General features: G+C 65.4%; 19 protein-coding genes and 1 pseudogene. 11 read left to right on the top strand and 9 right to left on the bottom strand.

Annotated features, from left to right (window positions below; translation table 11 throughout):
- Window positions 1-73 precede the first annotated feature (73 nt).
- On the bottom strand, window positions 74-613 hold the full coding sequence (locus AB7F10_RS01580) for a hypothetical protein (RefSeq protein WP_428558048.1): 540 nt from the start codon (window positions 611-613) through the stop codon (window positions 74-76).
- A gap of 197 nt (window positions 614-810) precedes the next feature.
- Here AB7F10_RS01580 and AB7F10_RS01575 point away from each other — a divergent pair, with 197 nt between their 5' ends.
- From AB7F10_RS01575 to AB7F10_RS01550, 6 genes are all read left to right on the top strand, one after another.
- Window positions 811-1,107, top strand: a complete 297-nt coding sequence (locus AB7F10_RS01575) for a co-chaperone GroES (protein ID WP_428558049.1) — start codon at window positions 811-813, stop codon at window positions 1,105-1,107.
- Between the two features lie 32 nt (window positions 1,108-1,139).
- A complete protein-coding gene (groL, locus tag AB7F10_RS01570; RefSeq protein ID WP_428558050.1) occupies window positions 1,140-2,777 on the top strand; it encodes a chaperonin GroEL in 1,638 nt (545 codons plus the stop codon).
- Window positions 2,778-2,955: 178 nt separating this feature from the next.
- On the top strand, window positions 2,956-3,918 hold the full coding sequence (locus AB7F10_RS01565; RefSeq protein WP_428558051.1) for a cation diffusion facilitator family transporter: 963 nt from the start codon (window positions 2,956-2,958) through the stop codon (window positions 3,916-3,918).
- 191 nt (window positions 3,919-4,109) lie between these two features.
- Window positions 4,110-5,171: an ABC transporter substrate-binding protein gene (locus AB7F10_RS01560; RefSeq protein WP_428558052.1), complete on the top strand. Its 1,062-nt coding sequence runs from the start codon at window positions 4,110-4,112 to the stop codon at window positions 5,169-5,171.
- 4 nt (window positions 5,172-5,175) lie between these two features.
- A complete protein-coding gene (locus AB7F10_RS01555; protein WP_428558053.1) occupies window positions 5,176-5,988 on the top strand; it encodes an ABC transporter ATP-binding protein in 813 nt (270 codons plus the stop codon).
- Window position 5,989: 1 nt separating this feature from the next.
- A complete protein-coding gene (locus tag AB7F10_RS01550; protein WP_428558054.1) occupies window positions 5,990-6,799 on the top strand; it encodes an ABC transporter permease in 810 nt (269 codons plus the stop codon).
- A 25-nt stretch (window positions 6,800-6,824) separates the two neighbouring features.
- Here the strand turns inward: AB7F10_RS01550 and AB7F10_RS01545 are convergent, their stop codons facing one another.
- Window positions 6,825-7,262: an META domain-containing protein gene (locus AB7F10_RS01545; protein WP_428558055.1), complete on the bottom strand. Its 438-nt coding sequence runs from the start codon at window positions 7,260-7,262 to the stop codon at window positions 6,825-6,827.
- 336 nt (window positions 7,263-7,598) lie between these two features.
- Here AB7F10_RS01545 and AB7F10_RS01540 point away from each other — a divergent pair, with 336 nt between their 5' ends.
- A complete protein-coding gene (locus AB7F10_RS01540; RefSeq protein WP_428558056.1) occupies window positions 7,599-7,784 on the top strand; it encodes a hypothetical protein in 186 nt (61 codons plus the stop codon).
- A 7-nt stretch (window positions 7,785-7,791) separates the two neighbouring features.
- On the opposite strand, the gene AB7F10_RS01535 is transcribed toward AB7F10_RS01540, so the two are convergent.
- The 4 genes from AB7F10_RS01535 to AB7F10_RS01520 form a co-directional block, all read right to left on the bottom strand.
- Entirely contained in the window at window positions 7,792-9,126 is a 1,335-nt protein-coding gene (locus tag AB7F10_RS01535) for an amidase (RefSeq protein ID WP_428558057.1), read from the bottom strand.
- Between the two features lie 3 nt (window positions 9,127-9,129).
- On the bottom strand, window positions 9,130-10,458 hold the full coding sequence (locus AB7F10_RS01530; RefSeq protein ID WP_428558058.1) for a TRAP transporter large permease: 1,329 nt from the start codon (window positions 10,456-10,458) through the stop codon (window positions 9,130-9,132).
- Entirely contained in the window at window positions 10,455-11,018 is a 564-nt protein-coding gene (locus AB7F10_RS01525) for a TRAP transporter small permease subunit (protein WP_428558059.1), read from the bottom strand. Before AB7F10_RS01525 ends, AB7F10_RS01530 begins: the two co-directional genes overlap by 4 nt.
- Window positions 11,019-11,136: 118 nt before the next feature.
- The gene (locus AB7F10_RS01520; protein ID WP_428558060.1) at window positions 11,137-12,270 is read right to left on the bottom strand and encodes a TRAP transporter substrate-binding protein; all 1,134 of its coding nucleotides are present in this window, start codon (window positions 12,268-12,270) and stop codon (window positions 11,137-11,139) included.
- Window positions 12,271-12,592: 322 nt separating this feature from the next.
- Between AB7F10_RS01520 and AB7F10_RS01515 the strand changes: the two genes are divergently transcribed.
- Window positions 12,593-14,329 (top strand): ABC transporter ATP-binding protein/permease, encoded by a 1,737-nt coding sequence (locus AB7F10_RS01515; RefSeq protein ID WP_428558061.1) that lies wholly within the window; start codon window positions 12,593-12,595, stop codon window positions 14,327-14,329.
- A gap of 10 nt (window positions 14,330-14,339) precedes the next feature.
- Here the strand turns inward: AB7F10_RS01515 and AB7F10_RS01510 are convergent, their stop codons facing one another.
- A complete protein-coding gene (locus AB7F10_RS01510) occupies window positions 14,340-16,103 on the bottom strand; it encodes a chloride channel protein (protein WP_428558062.1) in 1,764 nt (587 codons plus the stop codon).
- A gap of 162 nt (window positions 16,104-16,265) precedes the next feature.
- Window positions 16,266-17,183 carry a TorF family putative porin gene (locus AB7F10_RS01505; RefSeq protein ID WP_428558063.1) on the bottom strand — a complete coding sequence of 306 codons (918 nt, stop codon included), beginning with the start codon at window positions 17,181-17,183 and terminating at the stop codon, window positions 16,266-16,268.
- A 394-nt stretch (window positions 17,184-17,577) separates the two neighbouring features.
- Here AB7F10_RS01505 and AB7F10_RS01500 point away from each other — a divergent pair.
- The 3 genes and pseudogenes from AB7F10_RS01500 to AB7F10_RS01490 all read left to right on the top strand — a co-directional run.
- A pseudogene (locus AB7F10_RS01500) lies at window positions 17,578-18,222 on the top strand (PAS domain-containing protein); the annotation flags it as partial.
- Window positions 18,214-19,803, top strand: a complete 1,590-nt coding sequence (locus AB7F10_RS01495) for an ATP-binding protein (RefSeq protein ID WP_428587118.1) — start codon at window positions 18,214-18,216, stop codon at window positions 19,801-19,803. The pseudogene AB7F10_RS01500 and the gene AB7F10_RS01495, both read left to right, overlap by 9 nt.
- 74 nt (window positions 19,804-19,877) lie before the next feature.
- Window positions 19,878-20,315 (top strand): response regulator, encoded by a 438-nt coding sequence (locus AB7F10_RS01490; RefSeq protein WP_428558065.1) that lies wholly within the window; start codon window positions 19,878-19,880, stop codon window positions 20,313-20,315.
- Here the strand turns inward: AB7F10_RS01490 and AB7F10_RS01485 are convergent.
- Window positions 20,312-21,373: a hypothetical protein gene (locus AB7F10_RS01485; protein WP_428558066.1), complete on the bottom strand. Its 1,062-nt coding sequence runs from the start codon at window positions 21,371-21,373 to the stop codon at window positions 20,312-20,314. The two genes, AB7F10_RS01490 and AB7F10_RS01485, sit on opposite strands and share 4 nt — an antisense overlap.
- Between the last annotated feature and the right edge of the window lie 170 nt (window positions 21,374-21,543).

Here is a 21,543-nt window from a genome sequence, read left to right as displayed (position 1 = left end):
CGCAATCGGCCGCGTTGCAAAGCGCGCATGAGGCTATCGCGATGGCTTTTAACTGCCGGCTTTGGCCGCCGGCTCAGGTTTTCGGCTTCGGCTTGGCAGCGGGCTTTTTCCTCGCCGGCGGGCGCTTCTGTCCCTCGGGCGCGCAGCGGACATAGACCATCGTGCCGTAGCGGCCCTGCACTTCGGGGTCCATCCACCGCAAGGTCAGGATCCGGCCGGTGAAGGACACCACCTCGCGGTCCTGGATGCCGCCGGGTTCGCCCTCGGGACCGATATAGGTCTTGCCGCCCGGCGCACCCTTCAGGCGCAGTTCTTCCGGCGTCGCCTGGTCGGCCAGATGCATCATCACGCCGCCGGTCGGGCCGAGCGAGATCACGTAAGGCTGACGGCACTGGTTGGCCGCGGCGGCTTCGGTGCGGGCGCGGTCCTCTTCCTTGTGGTAGGCGGCGAGACCCCAGCGGCCGACGATGTCCTGCGGCGGGAAGGCGGGCGGCAGGACCGGCACCGGCGCCGGCGTCGCCACTGGCGGCGGCTCGGGCGCGCTGCTGGCGCAGGCACCGAGCGCGAGCGCACCGAAGACCAGCGCGGCAGCCGTGACGATGTGTCGTCGCATGGAAAACCTCTTGATTGGACGGTGAATGTGCGGGGCGCAGCCGGGAAGCGCAAGCATTGATGCGGCACCCCTTCCCTTGACTTGCCCCGCGTCCATGCCCTATCTCCCCCGGATGCTTGGCACTCGCACAGAATGAGTGCTAAACAATTGAAAAAACATAAATATCTGTCACCCCGAACACCGCTGGCGAGGAATACATGGCCAAGACCCAGTTTCGTCCGCTGCATGACCGCGTCGTCGTGCGCCGCATCGATGCCGAGCAGAAGACCAAGGGCGGAATCATCATCCCCGATACCGCACAGGAAAAGCCCTCGCAGGGCGAAATCGTGGCGGTCGGCCCCGGCGGCCGCGACGAGGCCGGCAAGCTGATCCCGATCGACCTGAAGGCCGGCGACAAGGTGCTGTTCGGCAAGTGGTCGGGCACCGAGGTGAAGATCGACGGCGAGGATCTCCTCATCATGAAGGAATCCGACATCATGGGCGTGATCGCCTGAGCCGCGTAACCGAGTAAACGGAGTTTTCTGAAATGGCTGCCAAGGACGTGAAGTTTTCCGGCGACGCCCGCGACCGCATGCTGCGCGGCGTCGACATCCTCGCCAACGCCGTGAAGGTGACGCTCGGCCCCAAGGGCCGCAACGTCGTGCTCGACAAGACCTTCGGCGCGCCGCGCATCACCAAGGACGGTGTGACGGTGGCGAAGGACATCGAACTCGAGGACAAGTTCGAGAACATGGGCGCGCAGATGGTGCGCGAGGTCGCCTCCAAGACCAACGACATCGCCGGCGACGGCACCACCACCGCGACCGTGCTCGCGCAGGCGATCGTCAAGGAAGGCGCCAAGTCGGTGGCCGCCGGCATGAACCCGATGGACCTGAAGCGCGGCGTCGACATCGCGGTCGCCGCGGTCGTCAAGGACATCCAGAAGCGCGCCAAGCAGGTGTCGTCGACCGCGGAAGTCGCGCAGGTCGGCACCATTTCGTCGAACGGCGACGCCAACATCGGCAAGATGATCGCCCAGGCGATGCAGAAGGTCGGCAACGAAGGCGTCATCACGGTCGAGGAAGCCAAGGCGCTCGACACCGAAGTCGAGATCGTCGAGGGCATGCAGTTCGACCGCGGCTACATCTCGCCCTACTTCGTCACCAATGCCGAAAAGATGCTGGCCGAGCAGGAAGATGTCTATGTCCTGCTCTACGAGAAGAAGCTGTCGGGCCTGCAGGCGCTGCTGCCGGTGCTCGAGGCGGTGGTGCAGTCGGGCAAGCCGCTGCTGATCATCGCCGAGGACGTGGAAGGCGAAGCCATCGCCACCCTCGTCGTCAACAAGCTGCGCGGCGGCCTCAAGGTTTCGGCCGTCAAGGCACCGGGCTTCGGCGACCGCCGCAAGGCCATGCTCGAGGACATCGCGATCCTCACCGGCGGCCAGCTCATCTCCGAAGATCTCGGCATGAAGCTGGAGAACGTCACGCTGAACATGCTCGGCCGCGCCAAGAAGGTCATCAGCGAGAAAGAGAAGACCACGATCGTCAAGGGCGCCGGCAAGAAGGCCGACATCGAGGCCCGCGTGGCGCAGATCAAGCAGCAGATCGACGAGACGACCTCCGACTACGACCGCGAGAAGCTGCAGGAGCGTCTTGCCAAGCTCGCCGGCGGCGTCGCGGTGATCCGCGTCGGCGGCGCGACCGAAGTCGAGGTGAAGGAGAAGAAGGATCGCGTCGACGACGCGCTCAACGCCACCCGCGCCGCGGTCGAGGAAGGCATCGTGCCGGGCGGCGGCGTCGCGCTGCTGCGCGCCAAGAAGGCGGTCGGCCGGCTCACCAACGACAACCCGGACGTTCAGGCCGGCATCAACATCGTTCTGAAGGCGCTGGAAGCCCCGATCCGCCAGATCGCGGAAAACGCCGGCGTCGAGGGCTCGATCGTGGTCGGCAAGATCCTCGACGAGAAGTCGGAGACCTTCGGCTTCGACGCCCAGAACGAAGAGTATGTCGACATGGTCGCCAAGGGCATCATCGACCCGGCCAAGGTGGTGCGCACCGCGCTGCAGGACGCCGGCTCGGTGTCCGGCCTGCTGATCACCACCGAAGCGATGGTGGCCGAGGTGCCGAAGGACGAGGCTCCGCCGGCCATGCCGCCGGGCGGCGGCATGGGAGGGATGGGCTTCTAGAGCCCAGACCGACCGCTTCTTAAAATGCCGAAGTCGGGCAAGCCCGACTTCGGTGGAGGCATGGGCTTCTAAGCCCATCCCTCGCGAAAAGACGACGAGAAGCCGCCGCGAGGCGGCTTCTTTCGTTTCGGACGTCCATTCCGGCGAACCGAATGGGAACTGGCGCGTTTGCAACAGAATGAGCGCAAGAAACCAGTCCAAGGGCGTCGTCTATGCCGCGCTGCTCGGCAATCTGCTGGTGGCGCTGACCAAGCTCGGCGCCGCGCTGTGGACCGGAAGCTCCGCGATGCTGTCGGAGACGGTGCACTCCTTCGTCGACACCGGCAATCAGGGTGTCCTGCTCTACGGCATTCACCGCGCCGCGCTGCCGCCCGACGAGCGGCACCCGCTCGGCTACGGCCGCGAGCTTTATTTCTGGAGCTTCACCGTCGCACTGCTGATGTTCACCGTCGGCGCCGGCGCGACCTTCTATGAAGGCGTGCAGCACATCATCTCCCCGCACCCGGTCGAGAACGCGCTCGTCAACTATGCCGTGCTCGGTGCCTCGGCCGTGTTCGAAGGCTCGACGTGGATTTATGCCTGGCGCGAATTCCGCAAGTCCGCCGGCGGCGAAGGGCTGCTCGCCGCCGCCCGGCGCAGCAAGGACCCGCCCGGCTTCATCGTGCTGTTCGAGGACAGCGCGGCCATGCTCGGCCTCCTCATCGCGGCGGTGGGCCTCGCGGCGGCGCAGGCCTTCGACATGCCGATGCTCGACGGCGTCGCCTCGATCGGCATCAGCCTGTTGCTCGGCACCGTCGCGATCCTGCTGGCTTACGAAAGCAAGGAGCTGCTGATCGGCGAGCCGGCCGAGCGGGGAATCCGCCAATCGATCATGGAGATCGTCGGCGGCAACGGCGCGATCGAACGCTCGCGGCTGTTGTTCACCGTCCACCTTGCACCGCACCAGATCATCGTCGCGCTCAGTCTCGAGTTTCGCGACAGTCTCGATGCAACGGCCATCGAACAGGCGGTGCGGGATGTCGAGACCGCCATCAAGCAACGCCATCCGGAAGTGCTCGCCATTTTCGTCAAGCCGCAGGCAATCGGCAGCGCATCGACGGCCGATCTGTTGCGCCTCGGCCAGTCCCGTCCGGCCGGCTGACCCGTCGCCCTTTCAGGCGGTAAGCATCGCGAAACAACACAAACACCGCGGTCGCCGCCCACCCTTTGCGTATGACGAAAGCCGGTCCGCGCACTTTGCCGCGCCGGGATGACGCGACGTTGCAGCGCATTTGCTTGCGGCGGCATCGCAACGGGGGCAGACTTTGCACGGTTTCAACCGGGAGTTCTGTTATGCCGACGCTCGATACGACCCGCCGGAAATTCCTCGCGACCTCCGCCGCGGCCGGCGCCCTCGCCGCGTTTCCCGCTCCGTTCGTCCACGCGCAGAACAAGCTCAAGCTGCGCATCGGCATCGTGCCGCTGATCTCGTCCGGCCCGATCTTCCTCGCCGAAGCGCGCAAGTATTTCGACAAGGTCGGCCTCGACGTCGACGTGCAGTATTTCAAGGACGGCGCGCTGGCGATGCCGGCACTGGTCGCCGGCGAGCTCGACATGACGGCGACGACGATGAACGCCGGCCTGTTCAATACCGTCGGCAAGGGCGCGCCGTTCAAGGCGTTCCTCGACCGCGGCATCGAGAAGCCGGGCTCCGGTTCGATGACGATCGCCGCCAGCAACGCGATGGTCGAAGCCGGCATGACCGCGCCCGACAAGATGGCGCTCCTGAAGGGCAAGAAGATCGCCCTGCAGGCGCCGGGCAGCATCGACCAGTATCTGTTCGGCCGGGGCATCCAGCGCGCGGGGCTCGACCCGCGCGCCGACGTCAACTGGTCGGCGGGCCTGAGCTATCCCGACATCGTCAAGGCGATGGGCGCCGGCCAGGCCGATGCCGCCAACATTCCCGTGCCGCTCGGCTTCCTCGTCGAGAAGAACAAGTTCGGCAAGCTGGTGTTCTCCGGCTGGGACGTCGAGCCGAACTGCCAGCTCGCCTGCTGGGTCGTCTCGACCAACTACCTGTCGAAGAACAAGGAAGCCGCCATCCGCTTTGCGATGACGCATATCCACGCCGGCCGCGAATACAACAAGGCGGCCGCCGAGAAGAATGCCGAGGTCGTCAAGATCATCTCCGACGCCACCAAGGTTCCCGCGCCGCTGATCGTTGCCGCCGCGCCGCGCTGGACCTGGTTCGCCGACGACGGCATGCCGAACGTGAAGTCCTGCATGGAGCAGGGCAAGTTCTGGACCGACACGCTCAAACTCGTGAAAGCCGACGTCACCGAGGATCAACTGTTCGATCTGTCGATGGCGAAGGAAGCAACCGAGCGGCTGAAATCCAAGAACCCGTTCGGCTGACGGAATGGCCTCCACGGCGGCTGCGATCGATCTCCAGTCGATCGGCTTGACCTTCGCGAGCCGCACCGGCGTCCCGGTCGTGGCCTTGAAGGACGTGTCCTGCCGGTTCGAGCCCGGCAAGGTCACGGCGCTGATCGGGCCGAGCGGCTGCGGAAAAAGCACGCTGCTGCAGATCGCCCGCGGCTTCCTCGCGCCCGGCGAAGGCCGGCTGCGCTATCTCGCGGCGGACGGCGGCGAAAGCGCCCGCCCGCCCGAAATGGCGACCGTGTGGCAGTCGTTCAATCTGTTCCCCTGGCGCACCATCCTCGACAACGTCGCGTTCGGGCTGGAGATGATCGGCGTGCCACGCGCCGAACGCGAGGCCCGCGCGCGGCAGGCGCTGGCCCGCGTCGATCTCGCCGGCTTCGAGGACAAGTTTCCGCGCCAGCTGTCCGGCGGCATGCGCCAGCGCGTCGGCCTCGCCCGCGCGCTGGTGATGAAGCCGGACGTGCTGCTGCTCGATGAGCCGTTCGGCGCGCTCGACGCGCAGACCCGCCTCGTGCTGCAAGAACAACTCGCCAAGCTCGTCGAGGAGAGCGGCACCACCGCCCTGCTCGTCACCCATTCGATCGAGGAAGCGATCCTGCTCGGCGATAAGATCTTCGTGATGACCGCGCGACCCGGCCGCATCGCCGCCGAGATCGCTGTTGACCTGCCGCGGCCGCGGAGCCTCGCCACCACGCACGATCCGCGCTACGGCGAATTGTTCGACCGCATCTACGGCCTTCTGCGCGACGAGGTGGTGCGCGCGATGGCGAACGATCGCGAGACCGGCTGACATGAGCGAACGCAGCCTCGCGGACAAGCGCCCAACGGCGAGCAAGGGGATCCTCGGCCTCGTCGCGGAGCCGCGCATACTCGCCTGGCTGTCGGTCGTCCTCCTGCTCGCGGCTTGGGAGTTCACCGTCTGGGCGGCCAAGCTCAATCCGATCTATCTGCCGGCGCCGAGCGGCATCCTCCGCGCGCTGATCGACCTGTTCCGCACCGGCGGGCTAGGCTTCGACCTCGTCATCACGCTGTGGCGCATCTTCGCAGGCTTCGCCATCGCCATCGTTCTCGGCGTGGCGATCGGCATCTGGATGGCGACCTCGGAGCGCATGCGCGCGGTCGCCGACCTCTACATCGCCGCGCTCTACCCGTTGCCGAAGATCACGCTGATCCCGCTGCTGATCATCTGGCTCGGCACCGGCGGGCCGTTCATGCTGACGATCAGCGCGCTCGGCGCGATCTTTCCGATCATCATCAACACCGTGCTCGGCATCCGCCAGTGCGACGCCGGCCTCGTGCTCGCGGCGCGCGACCTGCGCGCCAACCAGTCGCAGATCATCATGAAAGTGCTGCTGCCGAGCGCGATCCCCTCGATCTTCGCCGGCATCCGGCTTGGACTCGGCGTCTCGATCATTCTGGTGGTCGCCGCCGAAATGGTGGTCGGCAAGGTCGGCCTTGGCGGACGGCTGTTCCTCGCCGGTCAGGTGCTCGAAACCGAGCAGGTCTTCGCCGTTCTGATTGTGCTCGCCATTCTCGGCATCGTCGTCACGAAAATCCAGGACATGATCGACGTCTGGCTCGGCCACTGGCGCATCGACTGAAGCCTTCGGCCGTCGACGGCTGTATTCAGTGACTGCTCGGCGTAAAGCGCAGCGTCGTCGCGCCGGAAAACACCACCGTCTGGCCGTGACGCTGCCAGCTTGTCATCTGCGTGAGCGCGGCAAGCACCTGTTCGTCGGCCTGCATCCGCGCCGGCGTGCACTGGCCGCGCGATTGCATATCCGGCGGATTGGCCGGCAGCGGCTCGGCCTGGATCGCCACCGTGCCGGCGCCGACCTCGACGACGCCACGCACGCTGCGGCACCACAGATCGAGCAGCGCCTTGCCATCCTGCGCCACCGTCATGCTCGGCATACGCTTGCCGGGCGGCATCGGCCGCGTGTCCATCAGCAGTTCGAGATCGTAGGGAAAGCGGCCGTCATTCGCGGGCGCGACGGCGGCGGCGCCTGTCGCCATCGCGGCGGCGAGCGCCAGCATGACGGACCGGCGGCGGAGAACGGGCATCAACGGCATCGTGATCGCTTTCGCTTGCGGATTTGCGACGTCATCGCGGTCGGATGAACGCGGCGAAATGGAGCATGGCGACCGCAGGGCACGGCGGCGCACGGATTGATTTTTTGAATGCCGCGACGATGCCGGCGGGTCAAGCCGGACGCCGGATTGTCACCAGCCGAGTGCCCGCATCATCTCGACGCAGCCCGGTTCGCGCCGGCCGCCAGCCGTTGCCGACGGCCCCCGGAGCGCAAACGGAGCGCGGTAGAAAGGCGAAAGCCCGTAGCGCGGCCCTTCTCACTCGGCTATAATTTGACACGGCAAATGGCCGGCGGGAGAAAGCGCATCATGGCGGACGCAATCACCTCACTGATCGGCGGCGTGCTGATGACAGCGTTCATCCTCCTGATCGTCGCCAAACTGAACCAGCTGCCGCTCTGGATTATCTCCCTTGTCGGCCTCGCGCTGATGGCTTGGGCGATCTGGACCGATGCCCTGGCGCCACTGTTCAGGCGCTCCGCGCCGCAGCGCTGATTTCGCCTCAACTGCCGAGATTTTCGATCAGCCAGCGCGCCGTGCGCAGCAGGCGGGCGTCGGAATTCGGCGCGCCGATCAGCTGAAGACCGAGCGGCATCCCGCCTTCCCCGGACATGACAGGCAGCGTGATCGCCGGCAATCCGGTCAGCGTCCATAAACTGCAGAACGCGGGATCGCCGGTCGCCGCATGCCCCATCGGCGCGACGCCCGGCGCCGCCGGCGTGATGATGGCGTCGTAATAGGCGAACAGCTCGGCGATCCCGGCGCGATAGCGCGGTGCGCGGTCGCGCGCGGCGAGGTATTCGACCGCCGGCGTCGCGCGTCCTTTCGCGATCAGTTCGCGGAAGATCGGGCTCGCCCCGTCGCCGCCGCGATCGACCATCGCGCCGAGATTGTGCGCCATCTCGGTCGCCATGATGGTCGCCTGATCGGTCCAGGCCGCGGCGTAGCTGTCCGGCAGGTCCACGGTTTTCACCCGCTCGCCGAGATGGCCGACCAGCGTCTCGAAAGCCGCGCGGGTGTCGGACGTAGCCTTGTCCCAGACCGGCGTGCGCACGAAGGCGAAATCCGGCACCACCGGCGGCGGCTCCATCAGCGTCGCGCGGAAATCCGGGCTTGCAACCGGCCTCGTGTCGCTGTCGAGCGCGTCGTATCCGGCAAGAACGTCGAGCGTAAGGGCGATGTCCGCGAGCGAGCGCGCAAAGATGCCGACGTGATCGAGCGTCTTCGACAGCGTCAGCACGCCGGCCCGCGAAATCAGACCATGGCTCGGCTTCATGGCGAACACGCCGCAGAACGCGCCGGGCCGGATCATCGAGCCGTTGGTCTGGCTGCCGAGCGCGAGCGGCGCCATGCCGGCGGCGACCGCCGCAGCGGACCCCGATGACGAGCCGCCCGGCGTGCGCTGCGGATCGCGCGGATTGACCGTCGGTCCGGGATTGAAATAGGCGAACTCGGTCGTGACGGCCTTGCCCAGGACGATGGCACCGGCGGCGCGCAGCCGCGCCACCACCGTCGCATCCTTGCCGGGCCGGCGGCCCTTCAGGATCGGCGAGCCGCATTCCGTCGGGAAATCCGCGGTGTCGAAGATGTCCTTGACCGCAACCGGAATGCCGTGGAGCGGCCCGACCGCCGCGCCGCTCGCCCGCCGCTCGTCCAGCGCGCGCGCTTGCGCAAGGACATGGCCGCCGTCGAAATGCGCGAAGGCATGGATCGTGCCCTCGACCGCCTCGACCTGCGCGATCAGCGCCGAGGCATAGTCGGTCGCGGAAATGTCGCCAGCCGCGATCTTCTGCGCGACCTCACCGGCGGTGAGCGTCGCCAATTGCCGATCTGCCACGATTTATCGTCCGTAAAGTTGATCCGGCAGCCACAACGCAATGCCAGGGAAAATATAGACCAGGATCATGGTAATGAAGACCATGAACACGAATGGCAAGGCGCCCGAGAAGATGTCGGTCAGCTTCACATGCGGCGGCGCAACCCCCTTGAGGTAATAGGCCGCCATCGCCATCGGCGGCGTATTGAACGACGTCTGGATGTTCAGCGACACCAGGATGCCGAACAGGATCGGATCGATGTTGAAGGTCTTCAGGAGCGGCAGGAAGATCGGCACGAAGATGATGATGATCTCCGTCCACTCCAGCGGCCATCCGAGCAGGAAGATGATCGCCTGCGCGATAATCAGGAACGCAACCGGGCTGAGATTGAGCGCCTGCACCCAGTGCTCGATCACCTCATGGCCGCCGAGATAGGCGTAAACCGAGGAGAAGGTCCACGAGCCGATGAACAGGAAGCAGACCATCGCCGAGGCGCGGGCCGTCAGATACACGGCCTCCTTCAGCCGCTCGAAAGTCAGCGAGCGGTAGAGCGCGGCCAGCAGCACCGAACCCGCAGCACCCACGGCCGCCGCTTCCGACGGTGTCGCGAGGCCGAACAGGATCGCGCCGAGCACGGACAGGATCAGGATCGCCAGCGGGAAGAACGAGGTCACCAGCGCGACGAAGACCTCTCTGAACGGAATATGGCGTTCGAACTCCTTCGGCCGCGGGCACAGGCTCGGATTGAGCACCGCCCGCATGACGACATAGAAGATATAGAGCGCCGCCAGCAGGAAGCCCGGCAGGAACGCCGCCGCGTAGAGCTTCACCACCGAGGTCGCGGTGGTCGCACCGTAAAGGATCAGCAGCACGCTCGGCGGGATCATGATGCCGAGGCAGCCGCCGGCGCAGACCACGCCCGCGGCGAGCTTGGTGTCGTAGCCCGCGCGCAGCATCGCCGGGAAAGCCAGCAAGCCCATCAGCGTGACGACCGCGCCGACGATGCCGGTCGCGGTGGCGAACAATGCGCAGGTGATCAGTGTCGCAACCGCCAGCGAGCCCGGCACGTTCCGCGCCGCCATCTGGATCGAGTAGAAAAGCCGGTCGAGGATGTTGGCGCGCTCGACGACGTAGCCCATGAACAGAAACAGCGGCACGGCGGTCAGCACGTCGTTCTGCATCACGTCCGCGGTGTTGGTCACCAGCAGATCGAAGATGCGCGGCCCCATCGCGTGGTAGCCGAAAAAGATGCCCATCGCGACGAGCGTGAAGGCGATTGGAAAGCCCAGCAGAATGATGATGATGAACGCACCGAGCTGGATCATCCCGAGTTCGGGATTGGTGAACATCATCGGGCAGCCCCCACGTGTAATTCTTCTTCGATCCGCTTGCGGTCGGCGGCTTCCGCCAGAATCGCGGATTCCATTTCTTCGACGTCATGGAGGCGTTGCGGCCAGGCGCCGTCACGAATGCAGATGATGCAGCGCGCCACCTCCGCCAACCCTTGAATCAGCATGAACAGCGCGCCGAGCGGGATCAAAACCTTGAGCGGCCAGATCGGCATGCCCGCCGGGCTGTAGATCGACAGTTCTCGGATCAGGAACGACGTATAGGCGTAGGGCGTGCCGTACCACAGCAGCGCGAGGAAGCCGGGAAAGAAGAAGATGATGTAGAGGACCAGTTCGATGGTGGCCTGCGTGCGGAACGGCAGCAGGCGGTAGACGACGTCGCCCCGCACATGCCCGTTGCGCGACAGCGTGTAGGCGCCCGCCATCATGAACAGGGCGCCGTACATGCAATAGGACATGTCGAAGGCCCAGTCGGTCGGCGCGCGCAGCACGTAGCGCATGAAGACTTCGTAGCAGGTGCCGATCGTCATGATCGCGATGCACCAGCCAAACGTCTTTCCCACGCCTGCGCTCAGGCGGTCGATAAACAGCAGAAATTTTTCCAAGGCAGCCCCACTCGCCTGTCGATGCATCAAAAGAAAGCACCGGGGTGTGATCCCCGGTGCTTATATCGGCATACGGTCAGGTCTTGAGAGCGCCGAAGTGGTGCTCCCAGGCGGTCTTGTAGTCGGCGTCGTTGTTGAAGAAGTAGTAGCCGACGCGCTTCGCCCAGGCCTTCTGGCTGTCCAGCACCTTCTTGATGAAGGGGCCGTTGGTCGTGTCGGCAACGAGCTCCTTCTCGACCTCGTCCCAGGCCTTGAGCTGCGCCTCGAAGATGGACTTCATCGTGCGCTTCACGTTGACGCCCTTCTTGATCAGCTCCTGAAGATCCTTGGAGTAGCTATCCCAGGCCTTCCATTCGTTGTCGGCCGCGGCAGCCTGCGCGGCGTATTTCAGCATCGCCTGCTGTTCCTTCGGGAGGCTCTCGTACTTCTTCTTGTTGAAGACGATTTCGAACGCCTCCGAGGCCTGATGGTAGGACCCCATGTAGTAGAACTTCGCGACGTCCTGGGCGCCGAACCGCATGTCCGACGTCGGGTTGTTGAATTCGAAGGCTTCGATGACGCCGCGCTCCATCGCCGGCAGAATCTCCGGCCCCGGAAGCTGCGCGACGCTCGCGCCCATCTTCTGGAACATGTTGGTGGAGAGACCGACGGTGCGGTACTTCAGGCCCTTGAAGTCATCCGGACCCTTCAGCTCTTTCTTGAACCAGCCGAGCGGCTGGGTCGGCATCGCGAAGGCGAGGAAGCCGACGACGTCGAGCTTCAGGGTCTTCTGCACGAGCTCGTTGTAGAGATCCATGCCGCCGCCGTACCAGAACCAGCCGAGGCACTGGCTGCCGTTGAAGCCGTAGGCCGGGCCGGTGCCGAACAGCGAGGCCGCGCGATGCTTGCCGTACCAGTAGGCCGGCACGCTGTGCGCGCCATCGAGAACGCCGGAATGCACGCCGTCCATCACCGAGAACGGCTTCACCACCGCGCCGGCGTTGAGATAGTCGATCTTCAGGCGGCCGCCGCCCATGTCGTTGACCTTGGCGACGTAGTCCTTCGCCATGTCGTTCAGAATGTCTTGCGCACCCCACGCACCCTGCATCTTCAGCGTGACGGTCTGCGCGCGCGAAACCTGCGGCATGGCGATCGTCGCCACGCCGGCAACTGCGGCGCCGCCGAGAAACTTGCGGCGGGTCGCGGTCGTCGAATCCTTCGCTTTAGCCATCGGTTTCTTCCTCCCTTGGGTTCCAACCCATCAAATTATTTTTTCTTGGCCTTATTCGAGGATCACCATCAAACCCTGCGATCCCATAGCCAATGACAATTGATGCTAGTTGGTGGGACGGCGGGACGCAACCGGCGAAAGCATCGGCTCCGCATCTAACCGCATCATAAATAAGGGGATATACAGAATAACTTGGGCTTCGCAGCTGCGGTATCGATGGGCTGCGGCGCTACGGTATCGGCGTCCGCATCGGCCGGGCATTCGCCCGCTCCAGCGAAGGCCGGAGGGGTGAGCCCGGCTCGCGCAAAGAGGAGAATGACTTGTGAGAACAACGCCTTCGATCTTTGCGACGCTCTGGCGGCTGGCCAGCCCCTATTTCTACTCGGACGACCGCTGGCCGGGACGGGTGCTGCTCGCCGCGGTGATCGCAATCGAACTGTCGATCGTCGGCATCAACGTTCTCATCAATCAGTGGAACAACCGCTTCTATAACGCACTGCAAGATCGAAACTGGGATTTGTTTGTCCACGAACTATGGATTTTCTGCGGGCTCGCCGCCGCCTTCATCGTCCTCGCAGTCTATCAGCTGTACCTCAATCAGTGGCTTCAGATCCGGTGGCGGCGATGGATGACCGCACGCTATCTCGACCACTGGCTTGCCGGCGCCAACCACTACCGCATGCAGCTGCTCGGTGACGCCGCCGACAACCCCGATCAGCGCATCGCCGACGACATCCGGCTGTTCATCGAGCTGACGCTGACGCTCGGCGTCGGCCTATTGAGTTCGATCGTCACGCTCGGCTCCTTCGCGACCATCCTCTGGACACTGTCGGCCGCCGCGCCGCTGCATGTGTTCGGCGTGCCGTATGACATTCCGGGCTATCTGTTCTGGATCGCCCTCGTCTACGCCATCGTCGGCACCGCGCTCACCCATCTCGTCGGCCGGCCGCTGATCCCGCTGAACTTCCAGCAGCAGCGTTACGAGGCGGACTTCCGCTTCAACCTCGTGCGCGCGCGCGAGAACTCCGAGCAGATTGCGCTGCTCGACGGCGAGCCGGCCGAGACCGCGCGGCTGCTCGAACGGTTCGGCCATGTCGTGCGCAACTGGCATGGCATCATGATCCGCCAGAAGAAGCTGACATTCCTCACCGCCGGCTACGGACAGATATCGCTGATCTTTCCGCTGGTCGTGGTCAGTCCGGCCTACTTCGCCGGAAAGATCGCGCTCGGCGGCATGATGCAGACGGCCTCCGCCTTCAACAGCGTCCAGGGCGCATTGTCGTTTTTCGTCACCGCCTATCCGCAACTCGCCCAGTGGCGCGCAGTGATCGACCGGCTCGACGGCTTCAATCGCGCGGTGACGGCCGCACGCGATGCCGCCACCACGCCGCCGCGGGTCGAGATCGACGCCGGCGACGCGCCGGAGATTGCGACGGACGACCTCGCCTTGCGTCTGCCGCAGGGCACACCGCTGGTGAGCGCCGGCGATATCGCCTTCAAGGCCGGCGACCGCGTGCTGGTCACCGGACCGTCCGGGTCCGGCAAGTCGACGCTGTTCCGTGCGCTGGCCGGCATCTGGCCGTTCGGTTCGGGACAGGTTCACGTTCCCAAGGGTGCGACCGTGATGATGCTGCCGCAGCGGCCTTATTTCCCGATCGGGCCGCTCGCCGCCGCCGTCGCCTATCCGGCGGCGCCGGAAACCTACGACAAGGCGGCGGTCGCCGAGGCGATTTCGGCCGCCGGGCTGCCCGGCCTCGCCGAGCGGATCGACGAAGAAGCGCACTGGAACCGGATGCTGTCGCTCGGCGAGCAGCAGCGGCTCGGCCTTGCCCGCGCCCTGCTCCACCGGCCCGACTACCTGTTCCTCGACGAGGCGACCGCCTCGCTCGACGAAACCTCCGAGGCGAACCTCTATCGTCTGCTGAAGGAACGGCTGCCCGGCACCGCGCTCGTTTCGATCGGCCACCGCTCGACGCTCGGCGAATTCCACGACCGCCGCCTGACACTCGCCCGCGACGGCGCGGTGTTCGCGCTCGCCGAGACCGGCGCGCAGCGCTGACGCGAACGGACTATTTGCTCAGGTCGGCGATGATGGTGTCGGCGATGCCCGTGCGCGTGACTACGCCGAGCACATCCTGCGGACGCGGCACGCCGCGCCGGTCGACGACGATCGCAAGCTGCGGCCTGCGGTTCGATTTCGCCATCCGGCTCATGATGTCGCGGATGAAGTCGCTGCTGCGCACCACGACGAAGGTCTTGTCCACCACCGTCTCGCCGGGGTCGATCGTTTCGCCGACCTTGAGCAGGCCGGCGACGTGGTTGCCGTCGCGCACGATCAGGTAGCCGGCCGCCCCGCCCTTGGCGGCGGCGGCCGCGGCGGAAATCCCGGCGCTGTCGACGATGCCGCGAACCGGCAGCATGACGTCGCTCGCGTGGCGGATCATGAACATATGCGAATGACGTTCGCGCGGGATGTGGTGGCCGCGGCGGGCGAGCTTGATGGTGTAGATGTTCTCGTAGGACAGCGTGCGGCGCACGCCGAGCGCGACGGCGACTGCGATGATCGAGGGCACCACGACCGCATAGGCGTGGGTCATCTCGAAGATCATCAAAATTGCCGTCATCGCCGCGCCGGTGCCCGAGCCGACCACCGCCGCCATGCCGATCAGCGCCATGATTTCGACGCCGACGCCGAGTTGCGGCCAGATCGCAGCCACCACCGCGCCGAACGCGCCACCGAGCATCGCGCCGAGAAACAGCGACGGCGAAAAGATGCCGCCCGACGCGCCGGCGCCGAGGCTAACCGTCGTGGCGATCAGCTTCAGGACGAACAGCAGCGCGAGGAACCAGGCCGCCGCGCTGCCGCCCGACAACACCCACTGGATCGTCGCATAGCCGACGCCGTCGACGTGGCGATGGCCGGTCCACGCCTCCAGCGAATAGATCAGAACGCCGATCAGCAGCATGCCGGCGATGTTGCGCGTATAGGCATTGCCCGGCATGCGCTCGAACAGGTCTTCCATGAAGGACAGCGTCTTCACGAACGCGGCCGAGGCGACGCCCGACAAGACGCCGAGCAGCACGCAAAGCACGAGCAGCGCGGCGGACGCGCTCAGTTCCGGATAGTCGACCGGCGGAATCTGGAAGGCCGGCAGATAGTTGAAAAACAGCCAGCCGATATAGGTCGCGGCTCCGGTCGCGATCACGACCGGCAGGAAGGTCCGCGACGACACCTCCGGCAGCATCAGCTCCAGCGCAAACATGACGCCGCCGAGCGGCGTGTTGAACGTCGCCGCGATGCCCGAGCCTGCGCCCGCCGCGATCAGCGTGATGACCTGCCACGGCGGCAGCCGCAGCAGCCGGCCGACCGTCGAGCCGATGCCGCTGCCGATCTGGATGATCGGCCCTTCCCGGCCGACCGAGGCGCCCGAGCCGATCGACAACGCGGAGGCCAGCGACTTGATGAAGATGACCGCCATGCGGATGCGGCCGCCCTTGTAGTAGATCGCGTCCATCACCTCTGGAACGCCGTGGCCGCGCGCTTCGGGCGCGAAGGTCCGCACCAGGAAGACGACGATCAGGCCGCCGATCACCGGCACCAGGATCATCCCCGCCCCCCAGATATTGGGCGGGTCGAAGGTGTTGGAGTCGTAGAGGAGCGAAAACTCGCCGAGGAAAAACAGGTTGTGGAACAGCGCGATCAGCGCGCGCAGCACCACCGCGCCCAGTCCGGTGACCGCGCCGACGCCGAGCGCGCAGATGCACAGCCAGACGAGGCCGATACGGCGAAGGGAGGCGTCGGTCGTCGATGTCGAAGCGGTCGAAAGCGTCAAGGTCGAAACGGTTTCAGTCGTGGGGATTGGCAGCACCTCCCCTTACAACTTCCACTCCCGACAATGCAATTTAGGAGTGCTATCGGCCGATTTCGCCCGCGCGCAACGAAAACGGCGGCATCCGCAAGGATGCCGCCGTCAAAGGGCAGTACGACGGAGCGCTTACTTGACGATGCCGAGCGCCGACAGCGTCGTATCGACCTTCAGCGTGACGATGTAGGCGTCGTTGCACCACTTGTTCGAGCCGTTGCCGACGGCCGAGAACAGGAAGGTGGCGCACTCGGTCGTGCTCAGGTCGTTGCCGTGATAGCGGAAGTCAAGCGTGAAGACCTTGTAGGTCAGCGCCGCGCCGATGTTCCAGTAGGTGTAGCTCGGGTCGGCCGTGTAGCCCGCGCTGCGGAACGGCGCGTCGTCGATCCACCAGTGGCCGAGTTCGCCGGACAGGTAGGTGCCGAAATCGCCCCACTTCAGCGGCGTGACCCACTTGCCGGTCAACGACACATAGAGGCCGTCAGGCTTGCCGGTTCCGGGGCCCGAGGCCGGCGCCGCGATGCTCGTGCTGTAGTGCAGGAGATCCGGCGTGTAGAAGAAGTTCAGGCCGAAGCTGAGATCGGGGGTGACCGCGTAGCCGAACTTGGCATACAGCTCGTAGAAATCGCTCTGCGAGGTGAAGCCGTTGAAGCTCTCGCTCGGGTAATAATAGTAGATCAGGCCGAGATCGGCCGAGATCGGACCCCAGGTGTTGCGCCAACCGCCGTAGAAATCGACTTCCGCCGACGGGTCGGTGAAGCCGAGCGAGGCCGGCCAGTCGATGCGCGCGATCGCGGTGCCGACATAGAGCTGGCCGAACGACGTGTTGAACTGCGGCTCGAAATAGGCGCCGCCCGACGCCTTGCGATTGGACTGCGAGATGCCGCGGAAGTTGTAGTCGGAACCGACCCAGGCGCCGAACGCGATATCGAACACCGGCGTCGCCGGTGCCGGCGTCGCCTTCACGGCCTTGACCGGCATGTCGGCTGCGAACGCGGACGTCGCAAACAGCGCGGCCGCCGCAACCACAGACAAACCAATTTTCTTCATTGACCCTGCCCCTTTTTCGCGGCCAGACGCGCCGGCCCTTTTGCAAACTTGTCAGCACACCCTGGAAACGCCGGTTTCGTTGGCTCCCCCAAACGCGACAGGACGTACATGCGCGCAAATTAAGACCCGCGGCCTCGCGACGCGGCAACGCCAAAACACCGGCAATTGCTGCCTCTTTAGGCAGATTCGGCCGCTATCCAGAGAAACCGGCCCCCTGTTGCGGGATTGTCACGAGATTGACACGCGGAACGGCTGCGGACCGGACGCGGGACGCCCCGTCCGGCCGGACCGAATGCTGACGCCACGACGGACATTTGCGCGGTTACGCGGAGGGCCGCCGCAGGGCCGCGGCATTGGATAACGCCAATGGCGGCGGGCGAATCCCACTTTATCAATGCAAAATAACATTGCCCCGGTTGATTCGCGAACGGGCGCAACCGAGGAGCCGCGCGTGACCGACCAGCCTCCCGTTGCAACGATGGCGCGGTCCTTCCTCAGCCCGCGCGGCCGCAGGCTGCTGCGATGGTTGATTCTGGCGCTGGCGGCCGCGGTCGCCGCATTCGTCGCCTTCTTCGCCTACGAACGGGCCGACCTCCTGGGCGCCCTCGCCGCCGGTCTGGGCCTTGCCCTGATCGGCTGCGTCTACCTGCTGTCGAACGACGGCATGCGCCGCAGGCTGTCCGCACGCAAGGAACACCAGAACGAAATCACCCAGCTCCGCTACCTGTTCGAAAGCTCGCTCGATCTCATCCTGGTCACCGACCGGCGCGGCACCTTCACGCGCGTCAGCCCCAGCGCCGCGCCGATCCTCGGTTACAGCCCGGACGAGATGGTCGGACGCAACGGCGTCGGCTTCGTGCATCCCGACGACCTCGACTCCACCCGCGAGGAAATGCGGATGGCACGGCGCGGACACGACGTCCGCAACTTCGAGACGCGCTATCTGCGCAAGGACGGCGGAATCGTCACGCTGAACTGGATGGGTGTGTGGTCCGACGAGATCGACCGCCATTTCTTCATCGGCCGCGACATGACGGCCCAGAAAAAATTGGCGGCGGCCGAACGCAACGCCAAGGAAGCGTTGACCGCGATCATCAACACCTCGCCGGTCGCCATCATCTGCCTGAACCTCGACCGCACCGTCCTGTTGTGGAGCCGCGCGGCGGAAGAAATCTTCGGCTACACCAGCGCCGAAATCGTCGGCAAGCCCTACCCGCTGGTGCCGCCGGGCGGCGACGCGGAGTTCGATGCGCTGGTCAGCCGCGCCACCGCCGGCGAGGTGCTGCGCGACATCCGCGTGAAACGTCTGCGCAAGGACCGCACGCCCGTCGAGGTGAGTTTCGAAGGTGCGGCGATCATGGACAACGGCAAGGTCAAGGCCCTTGCCTATGCGCTCACCGACATCACCGAACGCAACAAGATGGAGCAGCAGCTCCGCCAGTCGCAGAAGCTCGACGCCATCGGCCAGCTCACCGGCGGCATCGCGCACGACTTCAACAACATGCTCAGCGTCATCACCGGCACGATCGACATTCTCGCCGCCGGCGTCGCCGACCGGCCCGATCTCGCCTCGATCGCCCGCCTGATCGGCGAAGCGGCCGAACGCGGCTCGGCGCTGACGGGCCACCTGCTCGCCTTCGCCCGCAAGCAGCCGCTGCAACCGCAGATCACCGAAATCCGCCGGGTGCTGATGGAGGCGATCGCGCTCCTGCGTCCGACGCTCGGCGAGCACATCGAAATCGACTGGCGGCTGCGAGAAGACGCCTGGCCGGCGATGGTCGATCCCGCGCAGCTGGTGACGGCGATCCTCAACCTCGCCGTCAATGCGCGCGACGCCATGTCCGACGGCGGCAAGCTCACCATCGAGACCTCGAACGTGCAGTTCGACGACGGCGATGTCGGCGCCGGCGTCGACGTCACCGCGGGTTCCTATGTGATGATCGCGGTCAGCGACACCGGCCCCGGCATTCCGGACACCATCAAGGACAAGATCTTCGAACCCTTCTTCACGACCAAGGGCGTCGGCAAAGGCACCGGCCTTGGTCTCAGCATGGTCTACGGCTTCGTCAAGCAGTCGGGCGGCCACATCAGGCTCTACAGCGAAGTTGGCCAGGGAACGACCTTCAAGATTTATCTGCCGCGCGCGGACGCCGCGTCGGCAACCGGCGAGACGCAAGCCGAAGCCGCGCCGGGCGGCGGCAGCGAATGTATCCTCGTCGTGGAAGACGACCCGACGGTGCGCTCGTCGGTTCTCGTCCAGCTTGCCAATCTCGGTTACGCGACCATCACCGCCGGCAACGCGCAGGAGGCGCTGGACCTGATCGACCGCGGCACGCCGTTCGATCTCATGTTTACCGACATGGTGATGCCCGGTCCGCTGAACGGCCGGCGGCTGGCGGAAGAGGCGCGGCTGCGGCGGCCCGACATTAAGGTTCTGTTTACCTCGGGCTACACCGAGGATGCTTCAATTCGCCACGGCCGCATCGAGGCCGGCGTGCTGCTGCTCGTAAAGCCTTACCGGAAAAACGATCTGGCCCGCATGATCCGCCTCGCGTTGTCCCGCGATGAGGCCGAACAACCGCAATACGCAGAACGCCGCACCGCTACCCCGCGGTTGTAATTCATTCACCTTTCACACCTACTTTAAGACCCGCTGGGCACCTCGCGCCGGTTTGCCGGGTGGAGACTGTTTTCATGCCGCGCATTCTGATTATCGACGACGACAATTTCGTTTGCGAAGCCACGGGGATTTTACTCCGCGCCAACGGCTACGATGTCGCGACCGCCTCGAGCGGCAAGGCCGGCATCGCGCTGATCCGCGCGGAGCCGGTCGATCTCGCCATTGTCGATCTGTTCATGCCGGACATGGACGGCATCAAGGTCGTGGAGACGATCCGTGAGATCAATCCGGACCTCCCGCTGATCCTCGCCTCCGGTTTCATGCTCGGCCAGAGCAGCAGTCCGCAGATGCCGGGCTTCGAGGCGATGGCGTCCGAGGCCGGCGCGGTGCGCACGCTTTGCAAGCCGCTGCGCCCCAAAGAGGTCATCGAAGCCGTCACGGAAGCGCTGGCGAACCGCGACGCCGCCGCGGCGCCGGCCGCGGATGCCGACAAGGTCGTCCGGATCGGCTAGGCTTTCTTCCGGTTCGCCTCGAGCCTGCGGTCGACCCGCGCCACGATGGCGTCGACCACCGGATGGCTCATGCCTTTCTGCTTGCCGATCAATTGCACCAGCTTGTCGGCGCGCTCGATGTTCGGCGCGCCGTTCTGCAGCGCGCGCGCGGCGGACGCCGGGCGCGACAGGCTCTGCGCCGCGGCGGCGTATTTCTCGAACGGCACGAGATCGTTCGGATTGGCGCCGAGCTTCACGCAGAGGTCGACCACGAAATTATAGACCGACTTCGATTCCTCGATGTTGGAATGGACCGCTTCCTGCGCCGTGCGCATGCCGTCGTCGGTGATGCAGCGGTAGTTGCCGGCGAGCAGCATCGACCATTTCGCGAGCGGAACGAAGATCGAGTCGTAGACCTTCAGCTTCACCGGCAGCTCGATCTTGCCCTCCGGCGCATCGAAGCGCGCGGCGTCGACGTCCTTCTCGAGCTGGCGGATGAGCCCCGTGTCCTTGTCGTCCTCAAAGCGCGCGCATTTGAAGTTGGTCGGCAGCGTGACGAGCAGTTCGTTCGCCTTGCCGTCCGGCGGACGGATCGCCTGCGGGTCCGGGCTGTTCAGCGTGATCTTCTTGGCATCGACCGAATCCCACACCCGCGGATCGGTATAGGCGGCTTCGAGCGCCTTGTAGTCGAGGCCGGGGATGCGCTTGATATATGGCAGCGGCGGCATGTTCATGATCGACATGCAGGGCACCCGCGACTTGCCGACCGCGTCGAGCAGTTCACGCACGCCGGGCGAGCGGTATTGCGGCTCCTGCATGCACAGGCCAACGAGGTCGTATTTGGAGGGATCGACGCCGGCCGCGGGTCCGGCCGTCACCTTGCCGGGCAGTTTTCGGGACTCGAGCAGCACCGGCTCGGAGCGCCCGCGCACCGGCAGCTTCACCTTGAAGCCCTCGGCATTGATGAGATCGGCTTCCGCCGGCAGGCAGACAAGATGGATGGAGTGGCCGCCAAACAGCAGCTTGGAGGCGAGCAGCGAACCGTAGGACGCGCCCATCAGAAGGATGTTGTAGGCCATGGCGGTATCGCTCCCTTGTTTTTTGAGATGATCGTGGCGTTCGCCCATCGGACCCGGCGGCGGCAGAGCGCCAGCCGCAAGCTCTTGATATTCAACTGACGATGTTATTCGGCATATAGCGGCGGCGCAATCCGGGGCAGCAAACGGCCGCCACCGCCACTCTCGCATCG

The sequence above is a fragment of the Pseudolabrys sp. genome (genome assembly GCF_050250095.1).
Taxonomy (GTDB): Bacteria; Pseudomonadota; Alphaproteobacteria; order Rhizobiales; family Xanthobacteraceae; genus Pseudolabrys.
The sequence above is the reverse complement of the archived record's forward strand: the minus strand, read 5'-3'. Positions and strand labels throughout refer to the sequence as shown.

What these genes read in the sequence shown, in the direction of transcription:
- AB7F10_RS01580 (WP_428558048.1), bottom strand. Translation starts at nt 613, where the DNA reads ATGCGACGACACATCGTCACGGCTGCCGCGCTGGTCTTCGGTGCGCTC.
- AB7F10_RS01575 (WP_428558049.1), top strand. Translation starts at nt 811, where the DNA reads ATGGCCAAGACCCAGTTTCGTCCGCTGCATGACCGCGTCGTCGTGCGC.
- groL (WP_428558050.1), top strand. Translation starts at nt 1,140, where the DNA reads ATGGCTGCCAAGGACGTGAAGTTTTCCGGCGACGCCCGCGACCGCATG.
- AB7F10_RS01565 (WP_428558051.1), top strand. Translation starts at nt 2,956, where the DNA reads ATGAGCGCAAGAAACCAGTCCAAGGGCGTCGTCTATGCCGCGCTGCTC.
- AB7F10_RS01560 (WP_428558052.1), top strand. Translation starts at nt 4,110, where the DNA reads ATGCCGACGCTCGATACGACCCGCCGGAAATTCCTCGCGACCTCCGCC.
- AB7F10_RS01555 (WP_428558053.1), top strand. Translation starts at nt 5,176, where the DNA reads ATGGCCTCCACGGCGGCTGCGATCGATCTCCAGTCGATCGGCTTGACC.
- AB7F10_RS01550 (WP_428558054.1), top strand. Translation starts at nt 5,990, where the DNA reads ATGAGCGAACGCAGCCTCGCGGACAAGCGCCCAACGGCGAGCAAGGGG.
- AB7F10_RS01545 (WP_428558055.1), bottom strand. Translation starts at nt 7,262, where the DNA reads ATGCCCGTTCTCCGCCGCCGGTCCGTCATGCTGGCGCTCGCCGCCGCG.
- AB7F10_RS01540 (WP_428558056.1), top strand. Translation starts at nt 7,599, where the DNA reads ATGGCGGACGCAATCACCTCACTGATCGGCGGCGTGCTGATGACAGCG.
- AB7F10_RS01530 (WP_428558058.1), bottom strand. Translation starts at nt 10,458, where the DNA reads ATGATGTTCACCAATCCCGAACTCGGGATGATCCAGCTCGGTGCGTTC.
- AB7F10_RS01520 (WP_428558060.1), bottom strand. Translation starts at nt 12,270, where the DNA reads ATGGCTAAAGCGAAGGATTCGACGACCGCGACCCGCCGCAAGTTTCTC.
- AB7F10_RS01505 (WP_428558063.1), bottom strand. Translation starts at nt 17,183, where the DNA reads ATGAAGAAAATTGGTTTGTCTGTGGTTGCGGCGGCCGCGCTGTTTGCG.
- AB7F10_RS01495 (WP_428587118.1), top strand. Translation starts at nt 18,214, where the DNA reads ATGACGGCCCAGAAAAAATTGGCGGCGGCCGAACGCAACGCCAAGGAA.
- AB7F10_RS01490 (WP_428558065.1), top strand. Translation starts at nt 19,878, where the DNA reads ATGCCGCGCATTCTGATTATCGACGACGACAATTTCGTTTGCGAAGCC.
- AB7F10_RS01485 (WP_428558066.1), bottom strand. Translation starts at nt 21,373, where the DNA reads ATGGCCTACAACATCCTTCTGATGGGCGCGTCCTACGGTTCGCTGCTC.